The organism is Fulvimarina thalattae (assembly GCF_040239565.1).
Lineage (GTDB): Bacteria > Pseudomonadota > Alphaproteobacteria > Rhizobiales > Rhizobiaceae > Fulvimarina.
In genome coordinates, this window is the sequence record NZ_JBEHWS010000027.1 from 1 (window position 1) to 22,890 (window position 22,890).

At 62.0% G+C, this 22,890-nt stretch carries 23 protein-coding genes and 4 pseudogenes; 18 read left to right on the forward strand and 9 right to left on the reverse strand.

Features of this window, described 5'->3' with window-relative positions; all coding sequences use genetic code 11:
* Nucleotides 1–122: pseudogene (locus ABRA89_RS19060) on the forward strand (IS6 family transposase); the annotation flags it as partial.
* A gap of 79 nt (nucleotides 123–201) precedes the next feature.
* On the opposite strand, the pseudogene ABRA89_RS20480 reads toward ABRA89_RS19060, so the two are convergent.
* Nucleotides 202–288 (reverse strand): annotated as a pseudogene (locus ABRA89_RS20480) (IS6 family transposase); the annotation flags it as partial.
* Between the two features lie 280 nt (nucleotides 289–568).
* Here ABRA89_RS20480 and ABRA89_RS19065 point away from each other — a divergent pair.
* On the forward strand, nucleotides 569–712 hold the full coding sequence (locus ABRA89_RS19065; RefSeq protein WP_349943080.1) for a hypothetical protein: 144 nt from the start codon (nucleotides 569–571) through the stop codon (nucleotides 710–712).
* On the opposite strand, the pseudogene ABRA89_RS19070 reads toward ABRA89_RS19065, so the two are convergent.
* Together ABRA89_RS19070 and ABRA89_RS19075 are read right to left on the reverse strand one after the other, a co-directional pair.
* Nucleotides 709–1,318, reverse strand: a pseudogene (locus tag ABRA89_RS19070) (IS5 family transposase). The gene ABRA89_RS19065 and the pseudogene ABRA89_RS19070 overlap by 4 nt on opposite strands.
* A gap of 63 nt (nucleotides 1,319–1,381) precedes the next feature.
* Entirely contained in the window at nucleotides 1,382–2,098 is a 717-nt protein-coding gene (locus ABRA89_RS19075; RefSeq protein ID WP_349943081.1) for a GntR family transcriptional regulator, read from the reverse strand.
* Between the two features lie 214 nt (nucleotides 2,099–2,312).
* Here ABRA89_RS19075 and ABRA89_RS19080 point away from each other — a divergent pair, with 214 nt between their 5' ends.
* The 5 genes from ABRA89_RS19080 (at nucleotide 2,313) to ABRA89_RS19100 (ending at nucleotide 7,707) form a co-directional block, all read left to right on the forward strand.
* Entirely contained in the window at nucleotides 2,313–3,278 is a 966-nt protein-coding gene (locus ABRA89_RS19080) for a Bug family tripartite tricarboxylate transporter substrate binding protein (RefSeq protein ID WP_349943082.1), read from the forward strand.
* Between the two features lie 98 nt (nucleotides 3,279–3,376).
* Complete coding sequence (locus ABRA89_RS19085) at nucleotides 3,377–4,918, forward strand: tripartite tricarboxylate transporter permease (protein WP_349943083.1); 1,542 nt, start codon at nucleotides 3,377–3,379, stop codon at nucleotides 4,916–4,918.
* Nucleotides 4,911–5,396, forward strand: coding sequence for a tripartite tricarboxylate transporter TctB family protein (locus ABRA89_RS19090; protein ID WP_349943084.1), 486 nt, complete (start codon nucleotides 4,911–4,913; stop codon nucleotides 5,394–5,396). The genes ABRA89_RS19085 and ABRA89_RS19090 overlap by 8 nt, the downstream gene beginning before the upstream one ends.
* 50 nt (nucleotides 5,397–5,446) lie before the next feature.
* Nucleotides 5,447–6,520: a tartrate dehydrogenase gene (locus ABRA89_RS19095; RefSeq protein WP_349943085.1), complete on the forward strand. Its 1,074-nt coding sequence runs from the start codon at nucleotides 5,447–5,449 to the stop codon at nucleotides 6,518–6,520.
* A gap of 11 nt (nucleotides 6,521–6,531) precedes the next feature.
* Entirely contained in the window at nucleotides 6,532–7,707 is a 1,176-nt protein-coding gene (locus ABRA89_RS19100) for a mandelate racemase/muconate lactonizing enzyme family protein (RefSeq protein ID WP_349943086.1), read from the forward strand.
* A gap of 92 nt (nucleotides 7,708–7,799) precedes the next feature.
* Here ABRA89_RS19100 and ABRA89_RS19105 read toward each other — a convergent pair whose 3' ends face one another.
* Complete coding sequence (locus ABRA89_RS19105; protein ID WP_349943087.1) at nucleotides 7,800–8,192, reverse strand: tautomerase family protein; 393 nt, start codon at nucleotides 8,190–8,192, stop codon at nucleotides 7,800–7,802.
* 92 nt (nucleotides 8,193–8,284) lie between these two features.
* On the opposite strand from ABRA89_RS19105, the gene ABRA89_RS19110 reads away from it, so the two are divergent.
* Entirely contained in the window at nucleotides 8,285–9,172 is an 888-nt protein-coding gene (locus ABRA89_RS19110) for a LysR substrate-binding domain-containing protein (RefSeq protein ID WP_349943088.1), read from the forward strand.
* A gap of 59 nt (nucleotides 9,173–9,231) precedes the next feature.
* On the opposite strand, the gene ABRA89_RS19115 is transcribed toward ABRA89_RS19110, so the two are convergent.
* The 4 genes from ABRA89_RS19115 to ABRA89_RS19130 all read right to left on the reverse strand — a co-directional run bounded on the left by ABRA89_RS19115 (nucleotide 9,232) and on the right by ABRA89_RS19130 (nucleotide 12,799).
* Complete coding sequence (locus ABRA89_RS19115) at nucleotides 9,232–10,227, reverse strand: Ldh family oxidoreductase (RefSeq protein ID WP_349943089.1); 996 nt, start codon at nucleotides 10,225–10,227, stop codon at nucleotides 9,232–9,234.
* Nucleotides 10,224–11,159 carry a hydroxyacid dehydrogenase gene (locus ABRA89_RS19120; RefSeq protein ID WP_349943090.1) on the reverse strand — a complete coding sequence of 312 codons (936 nt, stop codon included), beginning with the start codon at nucleotides 11,157–11,159 and terminating at the stop codon, nucleotides 10,224–10,226. The genes ABRA89_RS19115 and ABRA89_RS19120 overlap by 4 nt, the downstream gene beginning before the upstream one ends.
* Nucleotides 11,160–11,244: 85 nt before the next feature.
* On the reverse strand, nucleotides 11,245–12,423 hold the full coding sequence (locus ABRA89_RS19125) for a UxaA family hydrolase (protein WP_349943091.1): 1,179 nt from the start codon (nucleotides 12,421–12,423) through the stop codon (nucleotides 11,245–11,247).
* 85 nt (nucleotides 12,424–12,508) lie between these two features.
* Nucleotides 12,509–12,799, reverse strand: a complete 291-nt coding sequence (locus ABRA89_RS19130) for a UxaA family hydrolase (RefSeq protein WP_349943092.1) — start codon at nucleotides 12,797–12,799, stop codon at nucleotides 12,509–12,511.
* Nucleotides 12,800–13,038: 239 nt separating this feature from the next.
* Here ABRA89_RS19130 and ABRA89_RS19135 point away from each other — a divergent pair, with 239 nt between their 5' ends.
* Nucleotides 13,039–13,767 carry a GntR family transcriptional regulator gene (locus ABRA89_RS19135; RefSeq protein WP_349943093.1) on the forward strand — a complete coding sequence of 243 codons (729 nt, stop codon included), beginning with the start codon at nucleotides 13,039–13,041 and terminating at the stop codon, nucleotides 13,765–13,767.
* A gap of 73 nt (nucleotides 13,768–13,840) precedes the next feature.
* Nucleotides 13,841–14,857, forward strand: coding sequence for a YeiH family protein (locus ABRA89_RS19140; RefSeq protein WP_349943094.1), 1,017 nt, complete (start codon nucleotides 13,841–13,843; stop codon nucleotides 14,855–14,857).
* 6 nt (nucleotides 14,858–14,863) lie between these two features.
* Here the strand turns inward: ABRA89_RS19140 and ABRA89_RS19145 are convergent, their stop codons facing one another.
* On the reverse strand, nucleotides 14,864–15,880 hold the full coding sequence (locus tag ABRA89_RS19145) for a LacI family DNA-binding transcriptional regulator (RefSeq protein ID WP_349943095.1): 1,017 nt from the start codon (nucleotides 15,878–15,880) through the stop codon (nucleotides 14,864–14,866).
* 155 nt (nucleotides 15,881–16,035) lie between these two features.
* On the opposite strand from ABRA89_RS19145, the gene ABRA89_RS19150 reads away from it, so the two are divergent.
* From ABRA89_RS19150 to ABRA89_RS19185, 8 genes and pseudogenes are all read left to right on the forward strand, one after another.
* On the forward strand, nucleotides 16,036–16,260 hold the full coding sequence (locus tag ABRA89_RS19150; protein ID WP_349943096.1) for a hypothetical protein: 225 nt from the start codon (nucleotides 16,036–16,038) through the stop codon (nucleotides 16,258–16,260).
* On the forward strand, nucleotides 16,257–17,411 hold the full coding sequence (locus ABRA89_RS19155) for a TRAP transporter substrate-binding protein (RefSeq protein WP_349943097.1): 1,155 nt from the start codon (nucleotides 16,257–16,259) through the stop codon (nucleotides 17,409–17,411). The genes ABRA89_RS19150 and ABRA89_RS19155 overlap by 4 nt, the downstream gene beginning before the upstream one ends.
* 112 nt (nucleotides 17,412–17,523) lie before the next feature.
* The gene (locus ABRA89_RS19160) at nucleotides 17,524–18,030 is read left to right on the forward strand and encodes a TRAP transporter small permease (protein WP_349943098.1); all 507 of its coding nucleotides are present in this window, start codon (nucleotides 17,524–17,526) and stop codon (nucleotides 18,028–18,030) included.
* Nucleotides 18,031–18,039: 9 nt separating this feature from the next.
* Nucleotides 18,040–19,356: a TRAP transporter large permease gene (locus tag ABRA89_RS19165; protein ID WP_349943099.1), complete on the forward strand. Its 1,317-nt coding sequence runs from the start codon at nucleotides 18,040–18,042 to the stop codon at nucleotides 19,354–19,356.
* A 52-nt stretch (nucleotides 19,357–19,408) separates the two neighbouring features.
* Nucleotides 19,409–20,716, forward strand: a complete 1,308-nt coding sequence (gene hisD / locus ABRA89_RS19170; RefSeq protein ID WP_349943100.1) for a histidinol dehydrogenase — start codon at nucleotides 19,409–19,411, stop codon at nucleotides 20,714–20,716.
* 8 nt (nucleotides 20,717–20,724) lie between these two features.
* Nucleotides 20,725–21,486 carry an SDR family NAD(P)-dependent oxidoreductase gene (locus tag ABRA89_RS19175; RefSeq protein ID WP_349943101.1) on the forward strand — a complete coding sequence of 254 codons (762 nt, stop codon included), beginning with the start codon at nucleotides 20,725–20,727 and terminating at the stop codon, nucleotides 21,484–21,486.
* Nucleotides 21,483–22,463, forward strand: coding sequence for an alcohol dehydrogenase catalytic domain-containing protein (locus ABRA89_RS19180; RefSeq protein ID WP_349943102.1), 981 nt, complete (start codon nucleotides 21,483–21,485; stop codon nucleotides 22,461–22,463). The genes ABRA89_RS19175 and ABRA89_RS19180 overlap by 4 nt, the downstream gene beginning before the upstream one ends.
* 142 nt (nucleotides 22,464–22,605) lie before the next feature.
* Nucleotides 22,606–22,890, forward strand: a pseudogene (locus ABRA89_RS19185) (IS6 family transposase); the annotation flags it as partial.

A 22,890-nucleotide genomic window follows, 5' to 3' on the forward strand; every position in this document is an offset into this window, starting at 1 on the left:
AGGGGTTCGAGGCGATGCTCTGGCTGAAGAAGGGTTTCGGCTTCGCCGGCGAGTGGACCGTTCATAGCCAGAACGATCTCGTCGCGCAGATCTTCGGGCTTCAAAAAGTTAACAAAGTCTGAAAGTTTCGGGCCATACTGGGCTTTTGCGACCCGCGCCTAAAGTTGCGACAAGCCCGCGCAGATACCAGGTCACCGCCTATACCATCAGCCAAGCCTCGAACTGCCGGCATTTGAAGTCGTCCTTCCACTGCCGCTTCAGCTTCTCGGCGATTGTGTTCAGGATCATCGCAAGGCTCTCCAGCAGTGAGAGCGCGAAACTCGCCGATCATGGTCACGGAACCGTTAACCGCCAGAAATTTGCGACCGGGCCACTAGACATCTGCCTCCTTTCGCCTCCGACTTTGAACCTTCGGTTCTGCCCAAGACACGCGCGGAGCGCATGGCTTGTTTGCACTGCAGCATCTGGCAGGCGCCAATGGATTTGGCCATAGAACAGGGTGAAAGTTACGCGCCTTCCATGCGGATTCCGTTTGGACGATGTCGCTGAACGCCAAACGGAGAAACCTATGACCGAGACATCGACCAAAATCGAACCTCGTAAGCGCTCGAACCGCTTAAGCAACGCTTTCTTCGGCTTCGTCTACAGTGTTCGTGAAGCTAGGCGCATGCGCGACGAGTTTTATCGCAAGAATCCCACCTTCATGCGCTAAGGTCGCGTCTGCATTCGTTTGAGCCAAAACAGTGCGCATGCGAGATGGATAAGCTCACGAATGCGCAAAGCGTCTACTCTCAGCTCAAGACAATGTGGCGGAAGCGTTTGAGCCGGCTGAGAAAGTAATCGATCTGCTGGCGCATCTTGTTGAGGAACCAATCGATCGTGTGCTTGTGCGTCGGGTTGGTCTGACGAGGGTCGAATGCGAAGCGGCACGCCGATCACATCGACGGCGGCGTAGAGCTTGGTCGTCAGGCCCACGCGAGAGCGTCCGATACCGGCAGCTTGAGCCCCCTTTGGCCTCACTCGCATCGTCGTGGACTTTCGAGATCGTGCTATCGACAAGACCATATTCGAAGTCTGGGTCTTCGGTCAGGCTTTCGACCAGTCGCTGCCGCACGCCCACATGAGACAATCGTCGGAACCTGGCATGGACACCCGTCCATTTGCTGAACGAAGGCGGCAGATCGCGCCAACGTGCTGCGTTACAGGCCATCCACAGGATCGCATCGGCTAACAGTCGATCGTCGACGCCGCTGCGGTCTGGTTCGCTTTGCGTGCCGGGCAGCAAGCCTTCGATGCGCGCCCGTTGGTGATCGGTCAGGGACTATATTAAGTCATCGCCGAACCAATGGATTGAACAGGTTTGATATGAACCGTCTTCCAATTAAAGATGGTTCATCTTGTAACGGCGAAGCAGTGGGACCACGATGTCTCGTGCTCTCTCTTTGTGCTGCTGGGCGGCTAGGCGAGAATTCGGTGCATCGCCGCTCCGCATCGCGTCGATAATGCCTTTATGTTCTATAAGAGACTGAACAGGTTTTGGCCGAAGATTGAGTGTCACCTGTCGTGCACGGTGGGACTGGTCGAGATTGACCGCCGCAATCCGCTCAAGCCTTCCATTGCCTGCTCGTTCGACAAGCATGGAGTGGAACGCACCATCCTCATCGGCCCATCGGTCGAGATCGTCTTCATCAAGCGCCTGTCTCATCCGATCGTTGAGCCCCTCCAAACGGTCGCAGATCGTGTCCCGTTCATCAGCCGGAAGGGTCGCGATAATGTGAGCTGCCATCCCTTCAACGGCAACGATTACGTCGTAAACCTCGCGCATATCGTCAGGCGAGAGCGCGGTAACAATGACGCCGCGCTTGGCGCGCAATTCAAGCATGCCTTCTGACTGTAGTTGGACGATTGCCTGATGCACCGGCGTCCGGCTCATGCCAAGCCGTTGCGCAATTTCAAGTTCGGAACCTTGGAAGCCGGGCGGGAACGTCCCGTTTCTGATCGCCGATTTAATCGCCGAATAGGCCGAGTCCACGAGTCTTGGCTTGCGTTCCTGGGCTGAGTGCACACCGAAGCGTATCCCTTCCGCTAGTTCCGACATGACTGCCTTCGCCTTTTTCTTCGCTTGGCCGAACCGTAGTCATCGCCGGACCTATCGACAAGTGATCCTGCATTCTTTCTTGCATGCAACAACGAACACAACATTGACAAGCCGGTTCTAATCGGGCCTGATACGGCCAACCGCCAGTGAGTGGCACGCGGGAGGGCGTAGCCAAATCCTTATCGGGCGGATCTGAAACCGGGAGGAATTATTCATGCGTATCGCACTGCTTCTTTCGAGCGCCGTCTTCGCGCTCAGCCTGTCGACCAGCCTTGCATCGGCTCAAGATTTTCCCTCGCAGCCGATCAACTATATCATCCCCTTTAACGCCGGCGGCGAGTCTGACGTAGCAGCGCGGCTTCAGCAGCCTTACCTCGAAGAGGTTACGGGTCAGAGCATTGTCGTCCAGTACATCTCGGGCGCCGGCGGCGCGCAGGCCTGGTCGCAGCTGAACGGAATGAGCGGCGACGGCTACACCATCATGGGCTCCAACCTGCCGCACATCATCCTTCAGCCGATGGCGCAGGACGTCGGTTACCAGACCAGCGACATCACAAATGTCTACTTCTTCCAGTACACGCCGGACGCGCTGATCGTCCCGGCCGACAGTCAGTTCGAGACGATGGAGGACTTCGTCACCTACGCGAAGGAGAACCCAGGCGCGCTGACGGTCTCGGGTTCCGCGACCAATTCCGCGAACCACGTCGCCCAGACCAAGCTGAACGACCTTGCCGGGATCCAGACCACCTATATTCCATTTTCCGGAACGAGCCCGTCCATCACGGCCATGCTCGGCAATCAGGTGCAGGCCTCGTTCAGCTACTCTACGGCAGCCCTCAACCAGGGTGATTCCGTTCGGGTGCTGGCGGTCGCATCGGAAGAGCGGTTGCCTTCGTTCCCCGACACACCCACGATGCGAGAGCTCGGCTACGACATGGTGGGCGGGGCCTATCGCGGGATCGCAGTTCCGAACTCCACTCCCGAGGAAATCCGCCAACAGCTTTCGGACATCATCGGAGAGGTCAATCAGAATTCCGAGTTCGTCAAGAAGATGGAGGAAGGCGGCTTCGTCGTGATCGACGTGCCGTATGCCGAGATGGACCAGTTCCTTGAGGAGCGCCGGCAGCAATACGACCAGGTCGCCGAAACGATGGGGATCGAACAGGCGTCACCGAATTGAACTGACCGAACCGATCTGACGGTTCATTCTGGGTCCATCGCGCAGCTGCTCATCGAGGAGCGGCTGCGCAGCGACAGTCCCTCCAGTTCGGCTTAACCATGGAACTCCTTGGCTATTTCGTAGAAGCTGTCAGTTTCTACAATCTCCTTCTTGCGCTCGGCGGTGTTGCCGCAGGCATCGTGATCGGCGCGCTTCCCGGTCTGTCTGCGACGATGGCCGTCGCGGTCCTCGTCCCGTTCACCTTCACGATGGCCCCTGCATCGGGCCTCATCGTCCTTGGTGCGATCTACACTGGCGCGATCTACGGCGGATCTTACTCCGCCATTCTGGTCAACGCACCAGGCACGCCGTCTGCGATCGCAACGACCTTCGACGGCTTTCCGATGGCCAAGCGCGGCGACGGCGCCCTCGCCGTCACACTTGCGACGCTCGCGTCCGTGGTCGGCGGGCTCGTCGGCGCACTGATGCTGATGTTCCTTGCGCCGCCGCTTGCAACCGTCGCGCTCGCCTTTGGGCCACCGGAATATTTCTGGCTTGCCGTTTTCGGCCTGACCCTGATCTCGGCGCTTGCCGTCGGCAATCTCATCAAGGGGCTGATGGGTGCTTGCTTCGGCCTCCTCCTCTCGATGGTCGGCATCGCCGTTGTCGGCGCGGACGTGCGATTCACCTTCGGCTCCCAGACGCTCGTCGGCGGCATCGACATCATTGCCGGCCTGATCGGCCTTTACTGCATCCCCGTTCTCATCGACCTCGTCGCCACCAAGGACCCGCATCTAAACGTGGGCAAGGAATCCCAAGGATTTCGGCTCGCGGAAGCGTTCGGCATCGCGATGCGCGAGAAGTTCAACCTCGTCAGAAGCGCCGTCATCGGCACCATCGTCGGCATTCTGCCCGGTGCCGGCGGTTCGGTTGCGAGCCTCGTGTCCTATTCGGAGGCGCGCAGGACCTCGAAGAACGCTGCCAACTACGGCAAGGGAGAGCCTGGCGGTTTGCTGGCGACCGAGGCCGCCAACAACGCGACGGTGGGCGGCGGCTTCATTCCAACGCTCGTCCTCGGCATTCCCGGCACCCCTCCAGACGCCGTCATTCTCGGCGCACTGCTTGTCCAGGGGATCCGCGTCGGGCCCGAACTGTTCGCGTCCCAGGGCTCGATCGTCTACACCTTCATCTTCGGCCTTCTGATCGGTACGCTCCTGATGCTTCCCGTCGGGCTGGTCGTCGGGCGCTACGCTTATCGCAGCATCGTTGCGATCCCGAAGGCTGCGCTCATTCCGACGATTGCCTTCCTTACGGTCATCGGCTCATTCGCAATCCACAACAACCTGCACGACGTCGCCGTCATGCTGAGCCTTGGCGTTGTCGGCTGGATGCTGAACCGTGCGGGCTTCACGCCTTCGCCCATAGTCCTCGGTCTCGTTCTTGGCCAGATCGCCGAACAGGGTTTCGTGCAGGCCTACCTCATTGGCAACGCCCAGGGGAACGTCCTCGGACAGTTCTTTGGCAGACCGATCTCGCTCGCCATCGCTGCGTTCGCGATCCTGACCCTGTTCTATCCGCTGATCGCGAAGGTGATCGGGGCCCGCCGTGCAAGACAATCGAATGTAGACCGGACAGTGGAGAGTAAGACACCGGATGTCTAAGATCGTTCATGACCCGCGTGGAACTCTCGTCGCGGCGGGTTTCGTCGCTCTCGGTATCGTTCTCATCTACACCTCGCAGTCGATGACGGCGATGGGATCGGTCTTTCCGATCACGATCTCAGCCGCGATGGCGATCCTGGGCCTCGTTCTCATCGCGCGCAACGTCTTCCTCGGTGTCCGCGGCATCACGCCGGAATCGAACGCTCTCGGCGAGGGCGGTGTCGAGGGTGGGTCGATCCTGCGCCGCGTCTTGTTCATCTCGGCGATGGTGGCTTGGATCGCCCTTCTTCCCGTCCTCGGTTTCTTCGTGACGAGCGTCATCGCCTATTTCGCGATCATGCTCGTCGCAATCCACGAACGACCAAGCTTCAAGGAGATCGTGCTTCTTCCCGTTCTCGGGTTTGCGGTCCTTCTGGGCTTCTACCTGTTGATGTCGCGTGTGCTGTTGATCCCGATGCCACGCGGCTTGTTGTTCTGAACACCTCACTCACGATCCGTGACACCGATTGTCCTTGGAGCATACGACGCATGGCAAACACCAACGCATTCAAGATTGCTACCATTCCCGGAGACGGCATCGGCCGTGAAGTCGTTCCAGAGGGAATGCGCGTCCTTGAGGCCGTGGGCCGCAAGTTCGACATCGCCTTCCATTTCGACGAAGTCGACTGGAGCTGCGACGTTTATAAGAAGACCGGACGCATGATGCCGGAGGATGGGCTCGATCGGTTCCGGAACCATGATGCGGTCTTTCTCGGCGCAGTCGGTTGGCCGGACGTTCCGGACCATGTCTCGCTTTGGGGGCTGCTCATTCCAATCCGGCGGACCTACCATCAATACGTCAATTTGAGGCCATGCCGGCTCTTGCGTGGGACGACGAGTCCTCTCGCGGGCCGCGGCGCAGAGGATATCGACTTCTACGTCGTGCGCGAAAACGTCGAGGGCGAATATTCCGAAGCGGGTGGACGGCTCTATCGTGGCATGGACGACGAGATCGCCATTCAGGAAGCGATCTTCACGCGACGTGGTGTCGATCGCGTCATGCGCTATGCCTTCGAACTCGCCAAGACGCGAAAGCGGGGCCATGTGACGTCGGCCACCAAATCGAATGGAATCGTCCACACGATGCCGTTCTGGGACGAACGCTTCAAGGCGGTAAAGGCCGACTATCCGGATATCGAGACGAGTCAGTACCACATCGACATCCTGTGCGCTCATTTCGTGCAGCATCCGGACTGGTTCGACGTCGTGGTCGGCTCCAACCTCTTCGGCGACATTCTCTCCGATCTCGGGCCTGCGGTTGCGGGATCGATCGGCATCGCGCCTTCAGCCAACATCAATCCAGAGGGTGACTATCCCTCCATGTTCGAACCCGTGCACGGCTCGGCGCCCGATATCGCGGGCAAGGGGATTGCCAATCCCATCGGACAGATCTGGTCGGCGGCGATGATGCTCGACCATCTCGGCCATCCCGATGCCGCGAAGGCGGTGATCGATGCGATGGAGGAGGTGATCGCCGATCCCGCTTCGCGCACCAGGGACATGGGCGGCAAGGCGAATACGGCCGAATGCGGCGAGGCGATCGCTCAGGTCCTCGCGGGCTGAAGGAAGAGACGATGCGCATCACGGAAATTCGCGAGAAGACGGTCTCGATCGCGAGCCCGATCGCCAATGCCTTCATCGACTTTTCCAAGATGACCTGCTCGGTCGTCGCCGTCTTCACCGACCAGGTCCGCGATGGCAAGCCGGTCATCGGCTTCGGCTTCAATTCCAACGGGCGTTACGGCCAGGGCTCGCTCATGCGCGAGCGCTTCATCCCGCGCGTCATGGAGACCGAAGCGGACAACCTTGTCGACGAGGACCACGACAACCTCGACCCCTTCGCCATCTGGAAGACGATGATGACGAACGAGAAGCCGGGCGGTCACGGCGAACGCTCGGTTGCGGTTGGAACGATCGACATGGCGGTCTGGGATGCGGTCGCCAAGATCGAGGAAAAGCCGCTCTACCGCCTGCTTGCGGACCGCTACCGGAACGGCGTCGCCGACGACAGCGTCTGGGTCTATGCGGCGGGCGGCTATTATCATCCGGGCAAGGAGATCGAGGGCCTCAAGGACGAGTTCCGGTCCTATCGCGACCGCGGCTACCGGGTCTGCAAGATGAAGATCGGGCTTGCTCCCCTCGCCGACGACATCAAGCGTGTCGAGGCGGCTCTCGAGATCGTGGGCGAGGGCCAGAACCTCTGCGTCGACGCGAACGGACGTTTCGATCTCGACACGGCGGTCGCCTATGCCAAGGCGCTCGAACCCTACGACCTCTACTGGTACGAAGAAGCCGGCGATCCCCTCGACTACGCGCTCCAGGCCGAACTCTCGAAGCATTATTCCGGCCGAATGGCGACGGGCGAGAACCTCTTTTCCATGCAGGACGCGCGCAATCTTTTGCGCTACGGCGGCATGAACCCGGAAAAGGATATTTTCCAGTTCGACTGTGCGCTCTCCTACGGCCTCGTCGAATATATGCGCACGCTGGAGATGATGGCCGAGAACGGCTGGTCCTCGCGCCGCGTCGTGCCCCATGGTGGACACCAGATGTCCCTCAACATTGCAGCCGGCCTCCATCTCGGTGGCAACGAATCCTATCCGGACGTCTTCCAGCCCTTCGGCGGCTTCGCCGACGAGGTCGAGGTGGTCGACAGTCGTGTCGGTCTGCCCGATGCGCCGGGCGTCGGGTTCGAGCACAAGGCGGCGTTGTACGAGCTGTTGCGGCGGGAACTGGTTGAGGTGGATTGAATTCGGGTCGTATCGCGGCTTTCGACCCTTCTAAGCCATTCCCACGCGGTTCCGATCATCGCTTGAGCGGACATTCGCGATCGGGCGAACGATCAACTTGGAGCTTTTCGACGCGCTTCCTGCGTCGATCCCCCATACCCCCACGCATCGGCTGATACCTCGTCGATTACGACATAGCTTGCGAGCGGTAGATCGGTGCCCAGGGCACTTTTGAGCAGGCTATGTGCCTGGCGGACGAACTCTGCCTTCTCGTCCGAGGTGTTGGTGCCCGACGTGACCTTCACGTCGAGATGGGCGGCAACGGGAACCGCCTGGCCACCGACGCTCCAGCGGCTCGCGACATGCGTCTCCACCAGGACGGCGGTCAGTTCGGCCTTCTTGCGCATGACGGTCGCCATCAGATGCGTCACGTCTCTCTGTAGGGTTTCGATCTGTTCCGGACCGAAATCCGTGCCGGCGATATGGATATGGACGAAGGGCATCATGGTTGCTCCAGATGGGTTGACTTGGCAATCATGCCGCTCAATGATCGTTGCGACTATCGCGTAGTTCCAATCTTTTCGTTGAGCAAAACAAAATGGTCGCGAGCCTCGTTAATCTTGACATGGACGTGCTTCGCACCTTCGTCACCGGCATGGATCTCGGTAGCTTCGCGAAGGCGGCCGATCGGCTCGGGCGCTCACCCTCCGCGGTCAGTCTTCACCTTCGTAAGCTGGAAGATCAGATCGGCCAGCCGCTCGTGCGTAAGCAGGGTCGCGGGCTCATCCTGACGGAAGCTGGCGAGACGCTGATAGGCTATGCCCGGCGTATTCTTGATCTCAACGACGAGGCGAGGCTCGCTTTGAGCGGCCTTGCAGAACTGGAAGGCTGGGTGCGCGTCGGCGTCCCACAGGACTTCGCCGAGACATGGTTGCCGCCGCTACTTGCGCGTTTCCAGCGTGTCCATCCGAAGGTTCGCGTCGAAGCGTGTGTCGACCGTGGCGCGGCGATGGCGGATGCGGTCGGCACCGGCGCGTTGGACCTTGCCCTGACATGGGGAAAGTTAGGGAGAGAGGACGGTCAGGTCGTCGGTAAGCGACGGCTCGCCTGGATCGCGGCTCAGAACTACGCCATCCGGGATGGCGATCTGGTTCCCCTCGTCGCCTTCGATGCGCCCTGCGCCTTCCAGCAGCGAGCAACGGCAATCCTCAACGCGGCCGGTATTCCTTGGCGTCATGCCTTCTCGACATCGAGTCTTCTTGGGGTTTGGGCGGCCGTTCGAGCAGAGCTTGGCATCACGGTGCGGACTGTGGACGCAATCCCGGTCGACCTTCGTGCACTTCCGCCAGATGATAGGCGACTTCCCGACCCCGGATCGCTCGCTTTGGTGCTTCATCGATCGCAGTCGAGGACGAGCGCCGTAGACGTCTTCACGGACTTGCTTCTCGATGCCGTCGAGGTCGGCAATGGAATAAACGGCGCGTAACCACCCAGTCCGGACACTCGGCTCCGGCGTGTGACCACCGAATTCTGCTTCGACGACTCTCACGCCCCCTCGATCATTTCCATCACGTCGTCGTCGATCGCGATGCCTTCGTCCGCGGCCCTGCGCCGCGCCTCGATGCCCCGCCGGCCCGGCAAGCGCACTCCGGGTTCCTCGCCGATCATAGCGGCGAGAGTGCCGAGGCGCTGAAGCGCGGTTTCGCCACCGATTGCCTTTGGATCGATGACGAGAATGAATTGGCCGAGACGGGGCGGGCCGCCCTTGTCGTCGAAGAGGGAGGAGGCTTCCGAGGCGAATTGCGCCCCGGTGAGGCCGGCGGCCATCATCTCCACCATCAGCGCGAGCGCCGCACCCTTGGCGTCGCCGACCGGCACCATCGTCCCGGCGAGCGCTTCGTCGGTGTCGGTCGTCGGATTGCCGTTGCGGTCGAGCGCCCAGCCTTCGGGGATCGAGACGCCTTTCTGCTTGGCCGCCATCACCTTGCCGCGCGCGACCTTGGAGAGCGAGAGGTCGACGACGACCGGATCGGTACCTGGCAGGGGCGCTGCGAATGCCACCGGATTGGTGCCGAACACGCCCTTCGTGCCACCCCAGGCCGCCATCGCGCTCGGCGCATTCGCCATCATCAGGGCGACGAGCCCCTTCTCGGCGAAGCGCTCGACCGTCAGGCCGAGGACCCCCGCGTGGTGCGAATTACGGACGCCGATGGCGACGGTGCCAGTCTCCGCGACGACCTCGGCCGCCCGCTCGATCGCGAGGTCGAAGGCGGGATAGGCGAAGCCGTCCGCCGCATCGACCCGCATCACGGCCGAGCGCGCCATCTCGATCACCGGCTGCGCATGGCCGTCGACCTTCTTCACCTTCGCCTGAGCGCTATAGGCGGCGATGCGGCGCAGGCCATGGCCGCCCTGCCCCGAGGCCTCGGCCGCAACCAGCGCCGCGGCGACGGACGCCGCCTGCGCCGGACCGACATCGGCACGCTGAAAGGCATCCGCCACGAGGCGGGTCAAGTCGCCGAGCGAGAGCGTCGTGGTCATGCTTTGCTTCCGGAGAGATGGTTGAGGACGTTTTCGGCCGTCAGCGCGGAGACGCGCACATTGGCCTCTTCGGTGACGCCAGCGATATGCGGCGTGAGGATGACATTGCTCAGCCCGTCGAAGATGCGGCCCGCCTCGGCCGTCAAGGGCTCGGTCTCGAAGACGTCGAGCGCCGCGCCGCCGAGCTTTTCGGCACGAAGGGACTCGGCGAGCGCAGCTTCGTCGACGGTGCCGCCGCGGGCGGTGTTGATCAGGATCGCGCCCGGCTTCATGCGAGCGACGGCGCTCGCATCGATCAGGTGCCTCGTGCCCGGCGTCAGCGGCACGTGCAGGCTGACGACGTCGCTCGTGGCAAGCAGGCGATCGAGGTCGAGGCGCGTCGCGTCCTTCCAGGCCGGATCGGTTTCGGCGAGGAACGGATCGCTCGCCGCGATCTCGAAGCCGAGCACCCGGGCGCGTTTCGCGACCTCGCGCGCGATCGACCCGAAGCCGACGAGACCGAGGCGCTTGCCCATCGTCTCACGGCCGATCATCGCCTGGCGCGGCCATTTGCCGGCGGCGATGTCGGCGCTGCGATGATAGGCACCGCGCAGCAGCACGAGGGCGGCGGAGACGACATATTCGGCGACCGCGACGTCGTTCGCGCCGGTCGCCGGATAGACCGTGACGCCGTGCTCAGCGCACGCGTCGAGATCGATGTTGTCGAGACCGACACCGAGACGACCGACACATTGAAGATCTGGCGCGGCATCGAGCAGCGCGGCTGTCACCTTCGTCCGGTTGCGCACGACGAGCGCCTTCGTGCCGCCCAGAGCGGCGGCGAGGTCATCGCTTCGCTCGACGAGATCCGGATCGTAAAGCGTGTCGTGGCGGGCGGAAAGGCGAGCGACCGCCGCCTCGTCCATGAATTCGGAGATCACAATCTCGGGCATCGGCGGTCTTTCTTTCGTCCTATCGTGTAAAGGAGCTGGCCGGCTTTCTAAGCAGCCAGCTCCGCTTGTTCGTTGACCGGTCGCTTCAAGCGCTGCGGTAAAGCTTGGTCATCACGAACTCGCGGTGGCCGAGAGCTTCAGCTGCCGTGAACCGGCCGTTCGCCGTGCGCATGATGTTTTCGATCAGCGCATCGCCCGCCTGGTCGATGGTCATGTCGCGGCGCAGGATGCCGGAGACGTCGACGTCCACATGCTCGGACATGGTGCGCACCGTGCGCGGGTTGGCGGTGATCTTGACCACCGGCACGATCGGGTTGCCGATAATGTTACCCTGGCCGGTCGGAAAGGTGTGGATCACATAGCCGGCGGCCGCCATCAAGGTCACGCATTCGGCAGCAGCGGACGAGGTATCCATGAAATAGAGACCATTGCCCTTCTGGGGGGCTTCGGCTGGCTCGAGGATGTCGATGAAGGTGCAGTCGCGGCCGATCTTCTCGAGGTTGCCGAGCGCCTTCTCCTCAATGGTCGAAAGCCCACCCTCGATATTGCCCTTGGTCGGCTGGGACTCCGAGAGGTCGTTTGTCGCATGGGCGAAGATGACGTCGTCCTGATAGGCCTTCCACATCTTGTACCAGCGCTCGCCGACCTCTTCGGTTGCCGCGCGCTTCTGGCAGATGTGCTCGGCGCCGGTGATCTCGGAGGTCTCGCCAAAGACGCCGTAGATGCCCTCCGGGATGAGCTTGTCGTACATGTTGCCGACGGTCGGGCACGAGCCGAGGCCGGTCGTCGTGTCGCTCTCGCCGCATTTGGTCGAGACCCAGAGCTCGGAGACGTCGCACTCGGTCTTCTGGATCTCGCTCGCCCACTGGACAAACTCCTTGGCCTTGCGCGAGACGTCCATGATGGTCTTCAGGTCGCCGTTCTGTTCAATGGAGAAAGCGGCGACGGGCTTGCCGGTCTCGGCGATGCCGTCGGCGATCTTCTGCGTCCAGCCCGGCTCGATGCCGACCACGATGCAGGCTGCGACGTTCGGGTTGGCGCCGGTGCCGATCATGGTGCGGAAGTGAAGGTCGAGGTCGGCACCGAACTGAAGACGACCATAGGCGTGCGGCAGCGCCATCGTGCCCTTGATGTTGTTGGCGACGGCCTCGCAAGCCGCGTTGGAGATGTCGTCGACGGGCAGGATGACGACGTGGTTGCGAACGCCGACGCGTCCGTTCTCGCGGCGGTAGCCCTGGAACTTGCGGTTGGTATTGATGGGCATGATGGCTCTCTTTCGAACTTGTTCGGAGCGATGATGGAAGCAGGTCGGCAGCCCTTGGTCAGCGGACCGGTCGGCCCCTAGAGGCTTACCAGCGGTTGGTCTTCAGGTTGTGGACGTGGACATGGCTGCCCTTCTTCACGTCCGCTTTGAAGCGGCCGATATCCTCGCCGTACTTCACGGCCGTATCGCCGTTCGACACATCGCTGAGTGCGATTTTGTGGCCGATCGGAACGTCGTCGTTGGCTGTCATCTTGAAGGAAGAGTTGTCGTGCGTGACGACGCAGAGCATCTCCGTGCCTGCGGTCAGGCCCTCGACGACAACGACCCCTACATTGTCCTTGTGGTCGTGGACCAGCAGCTGCGGATTGGCACTCATGAATGACTCCTTGTGATGGGTTTCGGCGTGTTCCTGGACCGTCGCCGGCCCTGAAGAGGTGGCGAACCCGAGGAGGAAACCGGCGACGGGAAAGCCATCACGCCACTTTTGCGTTTCGCTCAGGTCTTGTATAAGACATAAAATATGATTTCGAAGAGCTGTCAAGGGTGCTACAGTTCGAAACGGGCTTCGGCGGGCAGACAAACGCCGGGTCCCCCGTCGAAGAATGGACGAAATGCATGATCGAGATAACGACCGAAGCCCCGGCCTATCGCCCGCTCTACGCCCAGGTGCGCGACACGCTGGTCAAGCGGCTGATCTCGGGCTCATGGACGCCGGGAATGATGCTGCCGAGCGAGTTCCAGATCGCCAAGGAGCTCGGCGTCAGCCAGGGCACCGTGCGCAAGGCGCTCGACGCCATGACCGCCGAACATCTTCTCCTGCGCCGCCAGGGTCGCGGCACCTTCGTTGCCCTGCCCGAGGAAGGCCGGATCCTCTTCAAGTTCTTCCGGCTCGCGGCCGACAAGGGCGAACGGCTGTTTCCGCAGAGCACGGTCGTCGGGCGTGGGCGGGAAACGGCGAGCGCGCACCATCGCGAGAAGCTGGCCCTTCCCGCCGATGCCGAGGTCTGGTGGATCGACCGGATCCGTAGGCTCGGCGAACGGCCGGTGATCTTCGAGCGGATCACCCTCCCCGTTGCGCGGTTTCAAACGCTCGGCGAGATGACCGAGATCCCGAACAACGTCTACGCGCTCTATTCGGAGACGTTCGGCATCACCATCGGCAAGGCCGAGGAGAAGCTGAAGGCGACTGGCGCGAACGAGGCTGTCGCCGACCATCTCGGTTGCCCGTTCGGCCATCCCGTGCTCGCGATCGAGCGCGTCGCGATGGCTCTCGACGATACACCGATCGAGCACCGCCTCTCCACCTGTCTCACCGACGACCTCCACTATCGCTCAGATCTCTGAGGATATCGGAGACCAGGATCGACGCCGCGACGTGGGTCGCGCGAGCCCTACCGACACCCGAAAAGGTTCACCCATGACCGCACTGACGCCGTCCACCCTGAAGGCCCGTTACGTTCCGCTGCTTCCGGGTATCATGCTCGCACTGGTCGTCGCCGCTGCCGCACGGTTCGTCGCCGACCACTACAACGCGCCGGTCATGCTGTTTGCGCTTCTTATCGGTATGGCCTTCAACTTCCTTGCCGACGATCCGCGATTTGAGAAAGGCCTTGCCTTCTCATCGAAGGCCCTGCTTCGGGTGGGGATCGTGCTTCTTGGCGCACGCATTACCACCGCGGACATCGCTTCGCTGGGCCTGTCGACCTTCGCGACCGTGATCGGGCTCATCGCGCTCACCATCGGCACGGGTTTCGTATGCGGGCGCCTCTTCGACAAGCAGTGGCGTTTCTCGCTGCTCACTGGCGGATCGGTCGCGATCTGCGGGGCATCGGCGGCGTTGGCCATCGCCTCCGTCATCCCGCACAACGAGAAGACCGAGCGCAATCTCCTCTTCACCGTCGTCTCGGTCACCACGCTCTCGACGATCGCGATGATTGTTTATCCGATCCTCTTTACCCTGCTCGGCCTCACCGAGAACCAGAGCGGCTTCCTTGTCGGCGCGACGATCCACGACGTCGCCCAGGTCGTCGGCGCCGGCTATTCAATCTCCACCGACGTCGGCGACGTCGCGACCATCATCAAGCTCCTGCGCGTGACGATGCTCCCCGTTGTGCTCGTCGTCATCGTCGTCGTGCTCGCCAGCGCCCGGAGCGGCGGCGGCGATACGAAATCGGTCCGCTTGCCATCCTTCGTCATCGGCTTTGCCGTGCTCACCGCGATCAACAGTCTCGGCCTTCTGCCTGCCATCGTGGCCGACACCGCTGTCGATCTCTCAGGCTGGTTCCTCGTCATCGCGATCTCGGCCCTCGGCGTGCGCACCAACATGAAGGACATGCTGCAGCTCGGCTGGAAGCACGTTGCGATGGTCGTCACGGAGACCCTCGTCCTGCTCGCACTTGCGATAGCCGCCGTCGAGATCGGCCTGGCAGGCTGATTGCGGTCAGCTGGGCGGGGGACCCAGAGAGCCGCGCTCGACGATCATCGTCTCGATCTCTTGGACTCGATCAACGGATTGGTTGTCGATCAGCCCAAGAAGCGCTTTCGCCGCCGCGACACCCATCCGCTGGTGCGGCACGTGGACCGTCGTCAAAGGAGGATCGATGATCGCCGAGACGTCGATATCGTCGAATCCGGTGATTGAGACGTCTTCTGGAACTCTGAGCCCGAGCGCGCGGGCCTTCGCGATCGCGCCGACGCCCAGCACGTCGTTGCCACAGATCACCGCCGTCGGCGAGTCTGCGCTCTTCATCAAACATTCGAAGGCCGATCCCGCCGCGTCGAAAGCGTATTTCGACTCCTCCACACGGAAACCGTCAATATCCAGTCCCGCGTCGGCAAGAGCCATTCGAACGCCCTGTACGCGGCCGGAGGCGCGATCGTTCATAGCCGTCAGGCCGGAGATCATCGCGATCTTCCTGTGGCCCAAAGCGATGACGCGCTCGGCGATCATTCGGGCGGCGGCGACGTTGTCGAACCCGACACAGGTCTCGTTCGGATCGGAGATCGACCAGGCGATGACATAGGGAATAGCAAGCCGGCGCAGAAAGTCGGTCGCGCCCCTCGAGCGGGCAGTCCCGATCAGAAGGATACCGTCGGCGCCGCGGCTTACCAACGCGCGGATCTGCGCTTCTTCCTGTCGTGTGTCGTAGCCGGAGCTCGCAACAAGAAGCGTGATTCCGTCTTCTGCCAACGCCTCCTGAAACGCCTGCAGCCCGCGTGCAAAGATGGCGTTCTCCATGGTCGGGATCACGGCACCGACCGTATAAGTGCGGCGCGAAGCCAGCGCGCGTCCGCCAAAGTTCGGCGTATAGCCTAGTGTCTCGACCGTCCGGAGAACTTTCTCCCGGGTCTTCTCGGTCACCTTGCCTGGCTCGTTGAGGCAACGCGACACCGTTGCCGTCGAAACACCCGCGGCTCTCGCGACATCCTCGAGTTTCGGCTTGACCGTCAGTTCCATGTGCTGCGTCCCGGGAGCCAGAAGGGTCGGTTTCGACCCCCGCGCCTACCTTCCATCGCTATAGCGGCCACGCCGCCGAACGGCAACGCGAAGACTTGCAAAGCAAATTGTAAGCGCTTACACTGGCTCAAGCTTGGCTTGGGAGGGCCAATCGCATGACAAAGCCCATAGTCTGGCTGATCGCGTCACTCGTCGTTTTCGCGGCGTTCGTCGCCAACGTGGTCGCGGGATCGTTCGCCGGTTCGGCACCGATCGGCCGCACCGGCGAACTGATCCTGATCATCCTGACGAGCGTTCTGTTCGTCGTCGGCGTCCTGCGCAGCGAGGCACGGGACAAGGCGACACGACAACTCATGCATCCACGGGAGGAACACCGATGAAGACGAAAACCGATCAAACCGAAATCCGTAGCCACGAGCGCCGAAACTTCCTGAAACTGACGGCGGCAGGGAGCTTTACCGCGGCCCTCGTCGCGGGTGCAGCCGGCACGCTCTGGTCGGATGCAGCCGTCGCACAGACGGCCCTCGAGGAGAGCGAGCGGGAATCGAACGCCGAACAGACCATGACGATTGGCACCGCCTACGTCCTCGGTGCGTCGCGCAGCTATCCGATCATGCAGCTTGACCTGAAGGAAAACATCCAGAACCTCTCGGACGGGCGCATCTACGTGAAGCTCGCGCCGGGCGGCCAGCTCGGCGCCGGCGGTGCGCTGGTTCAGAAGGTCCAGAGCAACACGATCCAGGCCGCGCAGCACTCGATCTCGAATTTCGCGCCGTTCGCACCGGCCGTCGACCTCATCAATTTGCCCTATCTTTGCGGATCCAATCAGCGCTTCGTCAATCTCGTGAAGTCCGAGGCCTGGCGGAGCAGGGTCCATCCGAAGATCGAGGAGCGCGGCTTCAAGCCGTTGTTCTACGTGGTGATCGATCCACGCGTCGTGGCGATGCGCAAGGGCGAGGACAAGCCGGTTCTGACCCCGGGCGACCTGGCGGGCGTCAAGTTCCGCGTGCCCGGATCGGAAATGCTCCAGCAGTACTATCGCATGGTCGGCGCCAATCCGACGCCGGTCGCCTGGGGCGAGACTCCATCGGCGATCAAGCAGGGCGTCGCCGACGCGCTCGATCCGGCGGTCGGCGCTCTCTACGTCTTCGGCTTCAAGGACATCCTGTCGAACGTGACGTTCACGCAGGCCGTGCCCGATGCGCAGATCTATTCGTGCAACCTGGAATGGTTCAACGGGCTCTCCGACGCGGACAAGCAAGCGATCGAGGAAGCTTCAGCGATCACTTCGGGCCAGAACCTCGCAAAGGTGCCGTCCGCGCGGGCCTACGCGATGTACGAGATGACCCGCGCCGGCGTCCAGTTCCACACGCTCACCGACGACCAGCTCGCCGAATGGAAGGAAGCGGGCGGATACCAGCGCAGCGAATGGGACGGGTACAAGACCGATCTCGCGGGCTCGATGGACACCTTCAAGGAGCTGGAGGAAGCAGCAGGCACCGATAGCAAGTATTTCGTCGAAGACGCCTGAACCGAACCGATCCGCCGCCGGGTTCGGTTCACGATGCGGGCCTAAAGCCCGACGCCGAACCAGTCAGGAACCGCGCTTGTCCTTCGGTCAGGCGCGACTGGGGAGATGCATCTTGCTCTCGATCATCGACAGAAATCTCGAACGATGGGCGCTGCTCGTCTTCTACACCATCCTCGTCCTCGTCATGGCCGTCGAGGTACTGCGGCGCGAATTGTTCGCCTATTCGTCGATCTGGGGCGAGGAAGTGGTCCGCTATTCCTTCATCTATCTTTCCTGGATCGGCGTCGCGGCGGCGATCAAGGAGCGCGCGCATATCCGCATCGACATCCTCACCGCGTTCGTCTCCGATCGGATGAAGACCGTCGTCTACATCTTTGGCGACGTCGTCATGCTGGCCGTCGCGGTCGTTGCCCTGGTCTGGTCCTTCGAAACCGTCGCCGTTTCCTGGCAGTTCGGGTCGGTCAGCCACGGCCTGCGCCTGCCCATGGTCTGGTTCCTCGCCGCCGTTCCCATCGGCTTTTCCCTCGTGGTCGTCCGCCTGCTCCAGTCCATCGTCAGGGACGTCCGTTCCCTGAAGGACGGGACGCCGGTGTACGAAGGCGCCAAGCTGTTCGATTGAGGAAATTTCATGCTCTGGCAACAGCTTCAACAACAGACGGTCGACCTCGGCTGGTCGTTCTATGGCCCCGTTCTCGCCTTCGTCGTCCTCTGCGCCCTCGCCGTTCCGGTCTGGGCCGCGATCGGCGTGGCCGCCTGCCTTATGCTCTATATCTCGGGCGTGCTCCCGCTCTCACTCGTCGGCGAGGCGCTGTTCGACGGAATCGACGCCTTCGCGCTGACGGCGATTCCGCTTTTCATCCTCACTGGCGACGTTCTCGTGCGCACGGGCCTCAGCCGCAAGTTCCTCGACGTCGCCGACGCGATCACCTCGTGGGCGCGCAGCGGCTTTGGCTCGGCGACCGTCCTCGTCTGCGGCATGTTCTCCGCGATCTCCGGCTCAGATGCCGCGGGCGCTGCCGCCGTCGGCCGCATGACCATCGATCGTCTGACCGAGTCCGGCTATCCGCGCCCCTATGCCTGCGCCCTCGTCGCCGCCGGTGCGTGTACCGGCATCCTGATCCCCCCGTCTATCGCCTATATCGTGATCGGCCTGGTTCTCGGGATTTCGGCTTCCACCCTCTTCGAGGCCGCGCTGATCCCGGGTATCATGATCCTTCTGTCGATTCTCGTCACGAATTCGGTCATGAACCGGATCAAGGCCTTCGAGAACAATGACGCGATCTCGTTTGCCGAGTGGAGCTCCAATGTTGGCTCTTCCCTGAAGCGAGGCTGGTACGCTTTTCTCGTGCCGGGCATCATCTTCTACGGCATCTTCTCCGGACGCCTCACCCCCACGGAAGCGGGAGCGGTCGCGGTCGTCGTCACGATCATCCTCGGCTTCGTCCTCGGCACCTTGCGGTTTGCCGATTTTCCGAAGATGCTTCTTTCCTCTGCCAAGGTGAATGGCGTGATCCTGCCGATCATCGCGTTCTCGCTGCCGCTCGCGCAAGCACTCGCCGCGTTGAACGTCCCGCAGGGCTTCGTCTACTCGATCACGGAACTTACGTCCGAGCCAGTCTTCATCATCGCTCTGATGATCGCCGTTCTGATTGCGGCAGGCTGCGTCATGGAGACGACCCCGAACATCGTCATCCTTGCCCCGATCCTGAAGCCTCTCGCCGACGAGATCGGAATGGACGAGCTTCAGTTCTGCGTCATGATGATCACCTCGCTCGGCGTCGGTTTCATAACGCCGCCGCTCGGATTGAACCTCTTCGTGACGGCTGGCCTCACCGGAGAGCCGATTCTCAAGATTGCCTGGTGGGCTGTCCCCTTTGTCCTTTTCATGCTGATCGTCGTCTTGCTGATCGCCTACGTGCCCGTGCTTTCGGTCCCGATCTTCTGATGCATCACGATCAATCCGTCATCCCCGATACCGAAAGACCAGGAGTTCCGAGATGAGCCGCAACTATCTGAAAAAGGCCGCTGAGATCCCGGCTTCAAACGCCCAAGACGTCCGCAAGACCGTACTGTCGATCCTCGAGGAGATCGAGAGCGGACGCGAGGATGCGGCGCTCAGATACGCAGCGAAGTTCGACAAGTACGACGGGCCGACCGTTGTTATGAAGGACGCGATCGCCGAAGCTGCGTCCAAGGTGCCGCAAAAGCTGAAAGACGACATCCGCTTTGCCCACGACAACGTCCGTCGCTTTGCCGAGCAGCAGCTCGCGACGCTCGGAGACGTCGAATACGAAATCGTGCCGGGCTTTACCGCCGGCCAGAAAAGCATCCCCGTGCGCGCGACCGGAGCTTACGTTCCGGGCGGTCGCTATAGCCATGTTGCGTCCGCCATCATGACGGTGACGACGGCGAAAGTTGCGGGCTGTGAACACATCTCCGTCTGTTCGCCTCCGCGACCGGACGTGGGCGTCAATCCGGCTATTCTCTATACCGCCGATCTCTGTGGAGCCGACACGATCCTTGCACTCGGAGGCGTGCAGGGGATCGCCGCGATGGCATTCGGGCTCTTCGACACGCCACCCTCCGATATCCTCGTCGGGCCAGGCAACCAGTTCGTCGCGGAAGCCAAGCGCGCCCTTTTCGGCCGTGTCGGCATCGACATGTTCGCAGGGCCGACCGACAGCCTGATTCTTGCCGACCGGTCGGCAGATCCAGAGATCATCGCCGCAGATCTCGTCGGACAAGCTGAACACGGCTACAACTCTCCGGTTTGGCTGGTCACCGACGATCGGCGCCTTGCCGAGGAAGTCCTCGCCCTCGTACCGAAACTGATCGACGAACTTCCCGAAGCGAACGCCGACAGCGCACGAAACGCCTGGGCCGATCTGGGCGAGGTTATCCTGTGCGGCGACCGCGAGGAGATGGCTGTGACCTCCGACGACTACGCGCCGGAGCATCTTACGGTGCAAGCCGAAGATCTCGATTGGTGGCTGAAGCGCTTGAAATGCTACGGTTCCCTCTTCCTCGGCGAAGAGACGACCGTTGCCTACGGCGACAAGGCGTCCGGTACCAACCATGTGCTGCCGACTTCGGGCGCTGCGCGCTACACCGGCGGGCTTTCCGTCCACAAATATATGAAAATCGTCACGTGGCAGCGCGCGACGCGCGAGGGTTCTCGGCCGGTCGCCGAAGCGACAGCTCGGATCTCGCGTCTAGAAGGCATGGAGGGCCATGCCAGGACCGCCGATGTGCGACTGCGAAAATATTTTCCTGGCGAGAACATCGACCTTTCGGCAGCCGGATGACCTCCGTCATGGCGCAACCCTCCGCATTTTTCGACCTGGAAGGCCGCGTGGCCTGCGTGACCGGCGCATCGAGCGGGCTTGGACGGGCAGCGGCGACGATGCTGGCGGATGCCGGTGCGAAGGTCGTCGGCATCGCGCGAAGAGCGGAAAAGCTTCAGGAATGGCAGGCAGAAGCCGCCGGTGAGACGGCGATGCTCGCGGCCGATCTCGGCGATCGTGATGTGCTTTCGGACATCGCCGACAAGGTGGCTTCGCGCTTCGGTCCACCAGACATCCTGATCAACGCAGCCGGCGTGAACACGCGCGAAGCTGCCGACGACGTTACGGCGGAGGGCTGGGACCGAACGATCCATCTCAACCTCACCGCGCCGTTCCTTCTGGCGCAGGCGCTCGCACCCGCCATGAAGGCGAAGGGGTGGGGTCGGATCGTGAACTTTGCCTCTCTCCAGTCCCGCCGTGCCTTCCCCGGAGGAATCGCCTACGGCGCATCGAAGGGCGGCGTCGAACAGTTGACCCGCGCGATGGCCGAGGCATGGTCTCGGTCCGGTATCAACGCCAACGCGCTCGCCCCCGGCTTCTTTCCGACCGAACTCACCGGGCCGGTGTTCTCCGATCCACAACTTGCCGAACGAAATGCGAAGCAGACCTGCATCGGTCGCAACGGCGAGATCGAAGATCTGCGTGGTCCTCTCCTCTTTCTCGCCTCGAACGCGTCCGCATACGTGACAGGACAGATTCTCTTCGTCGACGGAGGTTTCACGGCACGATGAAGGCACTCGTCTACACCGGTCCCCGGCAGCTCGAATATCAAGATGTCGCGGATCCTTGCGCGGCGGGCGACGACGTCCTCGTTTGCGTCGAAGCGGTCGGAATTTGCGGTTCCGACATGCATGCATATCTCGGCCACGACGAACGTAGGCCCGCGCCGCTGATACTCGGGCACGAGGCCGCCGGGACGGTCCGATCGGGCCGTCTCGAAGGCCAGCGCGTAACCATCAACCCGCTGGTCACCTGCGGGACCTGTTCCGTCTGCCGAAAGGGTCGCAACAATCTCTGCCCGAACCGACAGATCATCTCGATGCAACCGCGTCCAGGTGCCTTTGCGGAGCTGCTCGCGATTCCAGAAGAAAATCTCGTTATTATCCCCGACGGAATTCCGAGTGAAAAGGCCTGCCTCGCCGAGCCGATCGCCTGCGGCTGGCATGCGGCCAGGATCGCCGCTGGCAACGACCGGGATGCATTACGAGATGGATGTTGTCTGGTCATCGGCGGCGGGGCGATCGGACTTGGTGCGGCACTCGCGCTTCGCGCTATCGGCGCTGCGGATGTGAGAGTTGCCGAAACCAACGTGAACCGTCACCCCGCGATCGCGTCTGCCGGCTTCCCGATCTTCGATCCGGCTTCAGAAGACCTCTTCGACATCGTGATCGACGGAGTCGGATTTTCTGCGACCAGGGCGCTCACCTCCCGTCTTGCAAAGCCTGGTGGGATCATCGCTCATATCGGACTCGGGGACAATAAGGGCGGCCTCGACATCCGTCGCATGACGCTTCAAGAGATCGCCTTTGTCGGCACCTACACCTACACGCCGCAGGATTTTCGCGACACGGCACGAGCGATCTTCGAGGGCCGTCTCGGCGCTCTCGACTGGTCGGAAACGCGTGCCCTGAAGGATGGCGCGTCCGCCTTCGCCGACATACTCTCCGGTAACGCTGCCGCGCCGAAGATCATCCTCAATCCAGCCTAAGCGATAGGTCCGGCCTCACACCCTACCCTTTCGAAACATAAGCTTGCGTTCGGCAAACGGCCTTGTCGCGAGCTTTCTGCACTCATCCCTATGTTGACCCTATCCAACCGTTTCTGCGCTCTCGCTGGTTGAGAGCCTTGCCATGATCCCGAACACGATCGTCGAAAAGCTGAAGCGGCAGTCGAAGGACGACTTCAAAGGCCGGCAGTTCGAGGCTTGGCTGATCGTGCAGGCAGTCACATGGAATCTGCGCTAACCGCTCAGCTACCGAGACCTCGAAGAGATGTTCGCAGAAAGCGGCTTTGCGGTCGATCATTCGACGATCAATCGCTGGGTTCTGACCTACGCGCCGCTCATCGAAAAGCGGTTGCGCAGGTTTCGCAAGCCCCGTTGCGGCTCGATACGGATCGACGAAACGCATGTGAAG

Bases quoted from the DNA above. Each gene is read 5' to 3' on its own strand.
- ABRA89_RS19065 (WP_349943080.1), top strand. From the start codon at position 569: ATGACCGAGACATCGACCAAAATCGAACCTCGTAAGCGCTCGAACCGC.
- ABRA89_RS19075 (WP_349943081.1), bottom strand. From the start codon at position 2,098: ATGTCGGAACTAGCGGAAGGGATACGCTTCGGTGTGCACTCAGCCCAG.
- ABRA89_RS19080 (WP_349943082.1), top strand. From the start codon at position 2,313: ATGCGTATCGCACTGCTTCTTTCGAGCGCCGTCTTCGCGCTCAGCCTG.
- ABRA89_RS19085 (WP_349943083.1), top strand. From the start codon at position 3,377: ATGGAACTCCTTGGCTATTTCGTAGAAGCTGTCAGTTTCTACAATCTC.
- ABRA89_RS19090 (WP_349943084.1), top strand. From the start codon at position 4,911: ATGTCTAAGATCGTTCATGACCCGCGTGGAACTCTCGTCGCGGCGGGT.
- ABRA89_RS19095 (WP_349943085.1), top strand. From the start codon at position 5,447: ATGGCAAACACCAACGCATTCAAGATTGCTACCATTCCCGGAGACGGC.
- ABRA89_RS19100 (WP_349943086.1), top strand. From the start codon at position 6,532: ATGCGCATCACGGAAATTCGCGAGAAGACGGTCTCGATCGCGAGCCCG.
- ABRA89_RS19105 (WP_349943087.1), bottom strand. From the start codon at position 8,192: ATGATGCCCTTCGTCCATATCCATATCGCCGGCACGGATTTCGGTCCG.
- ABRA89_RS19110 (WP_349943088.1), top strand. From the start codon at position 8,285: ATGGTCGCGAGCCTCGTTAATCTTGACATGGACGTGCTTCGCACCTTC.
- ABRA89_RS19115 (WP_349943089.1), bottom strand. From the start codon at position 10,227: ATGACCACGACGCTCTCGCTCGGCGACTTGACCCGCCTCGTGGCGGAT.
- ABRA89_RS19120 (WP_349943090.1), bottom strand. From the start codon at position 11,159: ATGCCCGAGATTGTGATCTCCGAATTCATGGACGAGGCGGCGGTCGCT.
- ABRA89_RS19125 (WP_349943091.1), bottom strand. From the start codon at position 12,423: ATGCCCATCAATACCAACCGCAAGTTCCAGGGCTACCGCCGCGAGAAC.
- ABRA89_RS19130 (WP_349943092.1), bottom strand. From the start codon at position 12,799: ATGAGTGCCAATCCGCAGCTGCTGGTCCACGACCACAAGGACAATGTA.
- ABRA89_RS19135 (WP_349943093.1), top strand. From the start codon at position 13,039: ATGATCGAGATAACGACCGAAGCCCCGGCCTATCGCCCGCTCTACGCC.
- ABRA89_RS19140 (WP_349943094.1), top strand. From the start codon at position 13,841: ATGACCGCACTGACGCCGTCCACCCTGAAGGCCCGTTACGTTCCGCTG.
- ABRA89_RS19145 (WP_349943095.1), bottom strand. From the start codon at position 15,880: ATGGAACTGACGGTCAAGCCGAAACTCGAGGATGTCGCGAGAGCCGCG.
- ABRA89_RS19150 (WP_349943096.1), top strand. From the start codon at position 16,036: ATGACAAAGCCCATAGTCTGGCTGATCGCGTCACTCGTCGTTTTCGCG.
- ABRA89_RS19155 (WP_349943097.1), top strand. From the start codon at position 16,257: ATGAAGACGAAAACCGATCAAACCGAAATCCGTAGCCACGAGCGCCGA.
- ABRA89_RS19165 (WP_349943099.1), top strand. From the start codon at position 18,040: ATGCTCTGGCAACAGCTTCAACAACAGACGGTCGACCTCGGCTGGTCG.
- hisD (WP_349943100.1), top strand. From the start codon at position 19,409: ATGAGCCGCAACTATCTGAAAAAGGCCGCTGAGATCCCGGCTTCAAAC.
- ABRA89_RS19175 (WP_349943101.1), top strand. From the start codon at position 20,725: ATGGCGCAACCCTCCGCATTTTTCGACCTGGAAGGCCGCGTGGCCTGC.
- ABRA89_RS19180 (WP_349943102.1), top strand. From the start codon at position 21,483: ATGAAGGCACTCGTCTACACCGGTCCCCGGCAGCTCGAATATCAAGAT.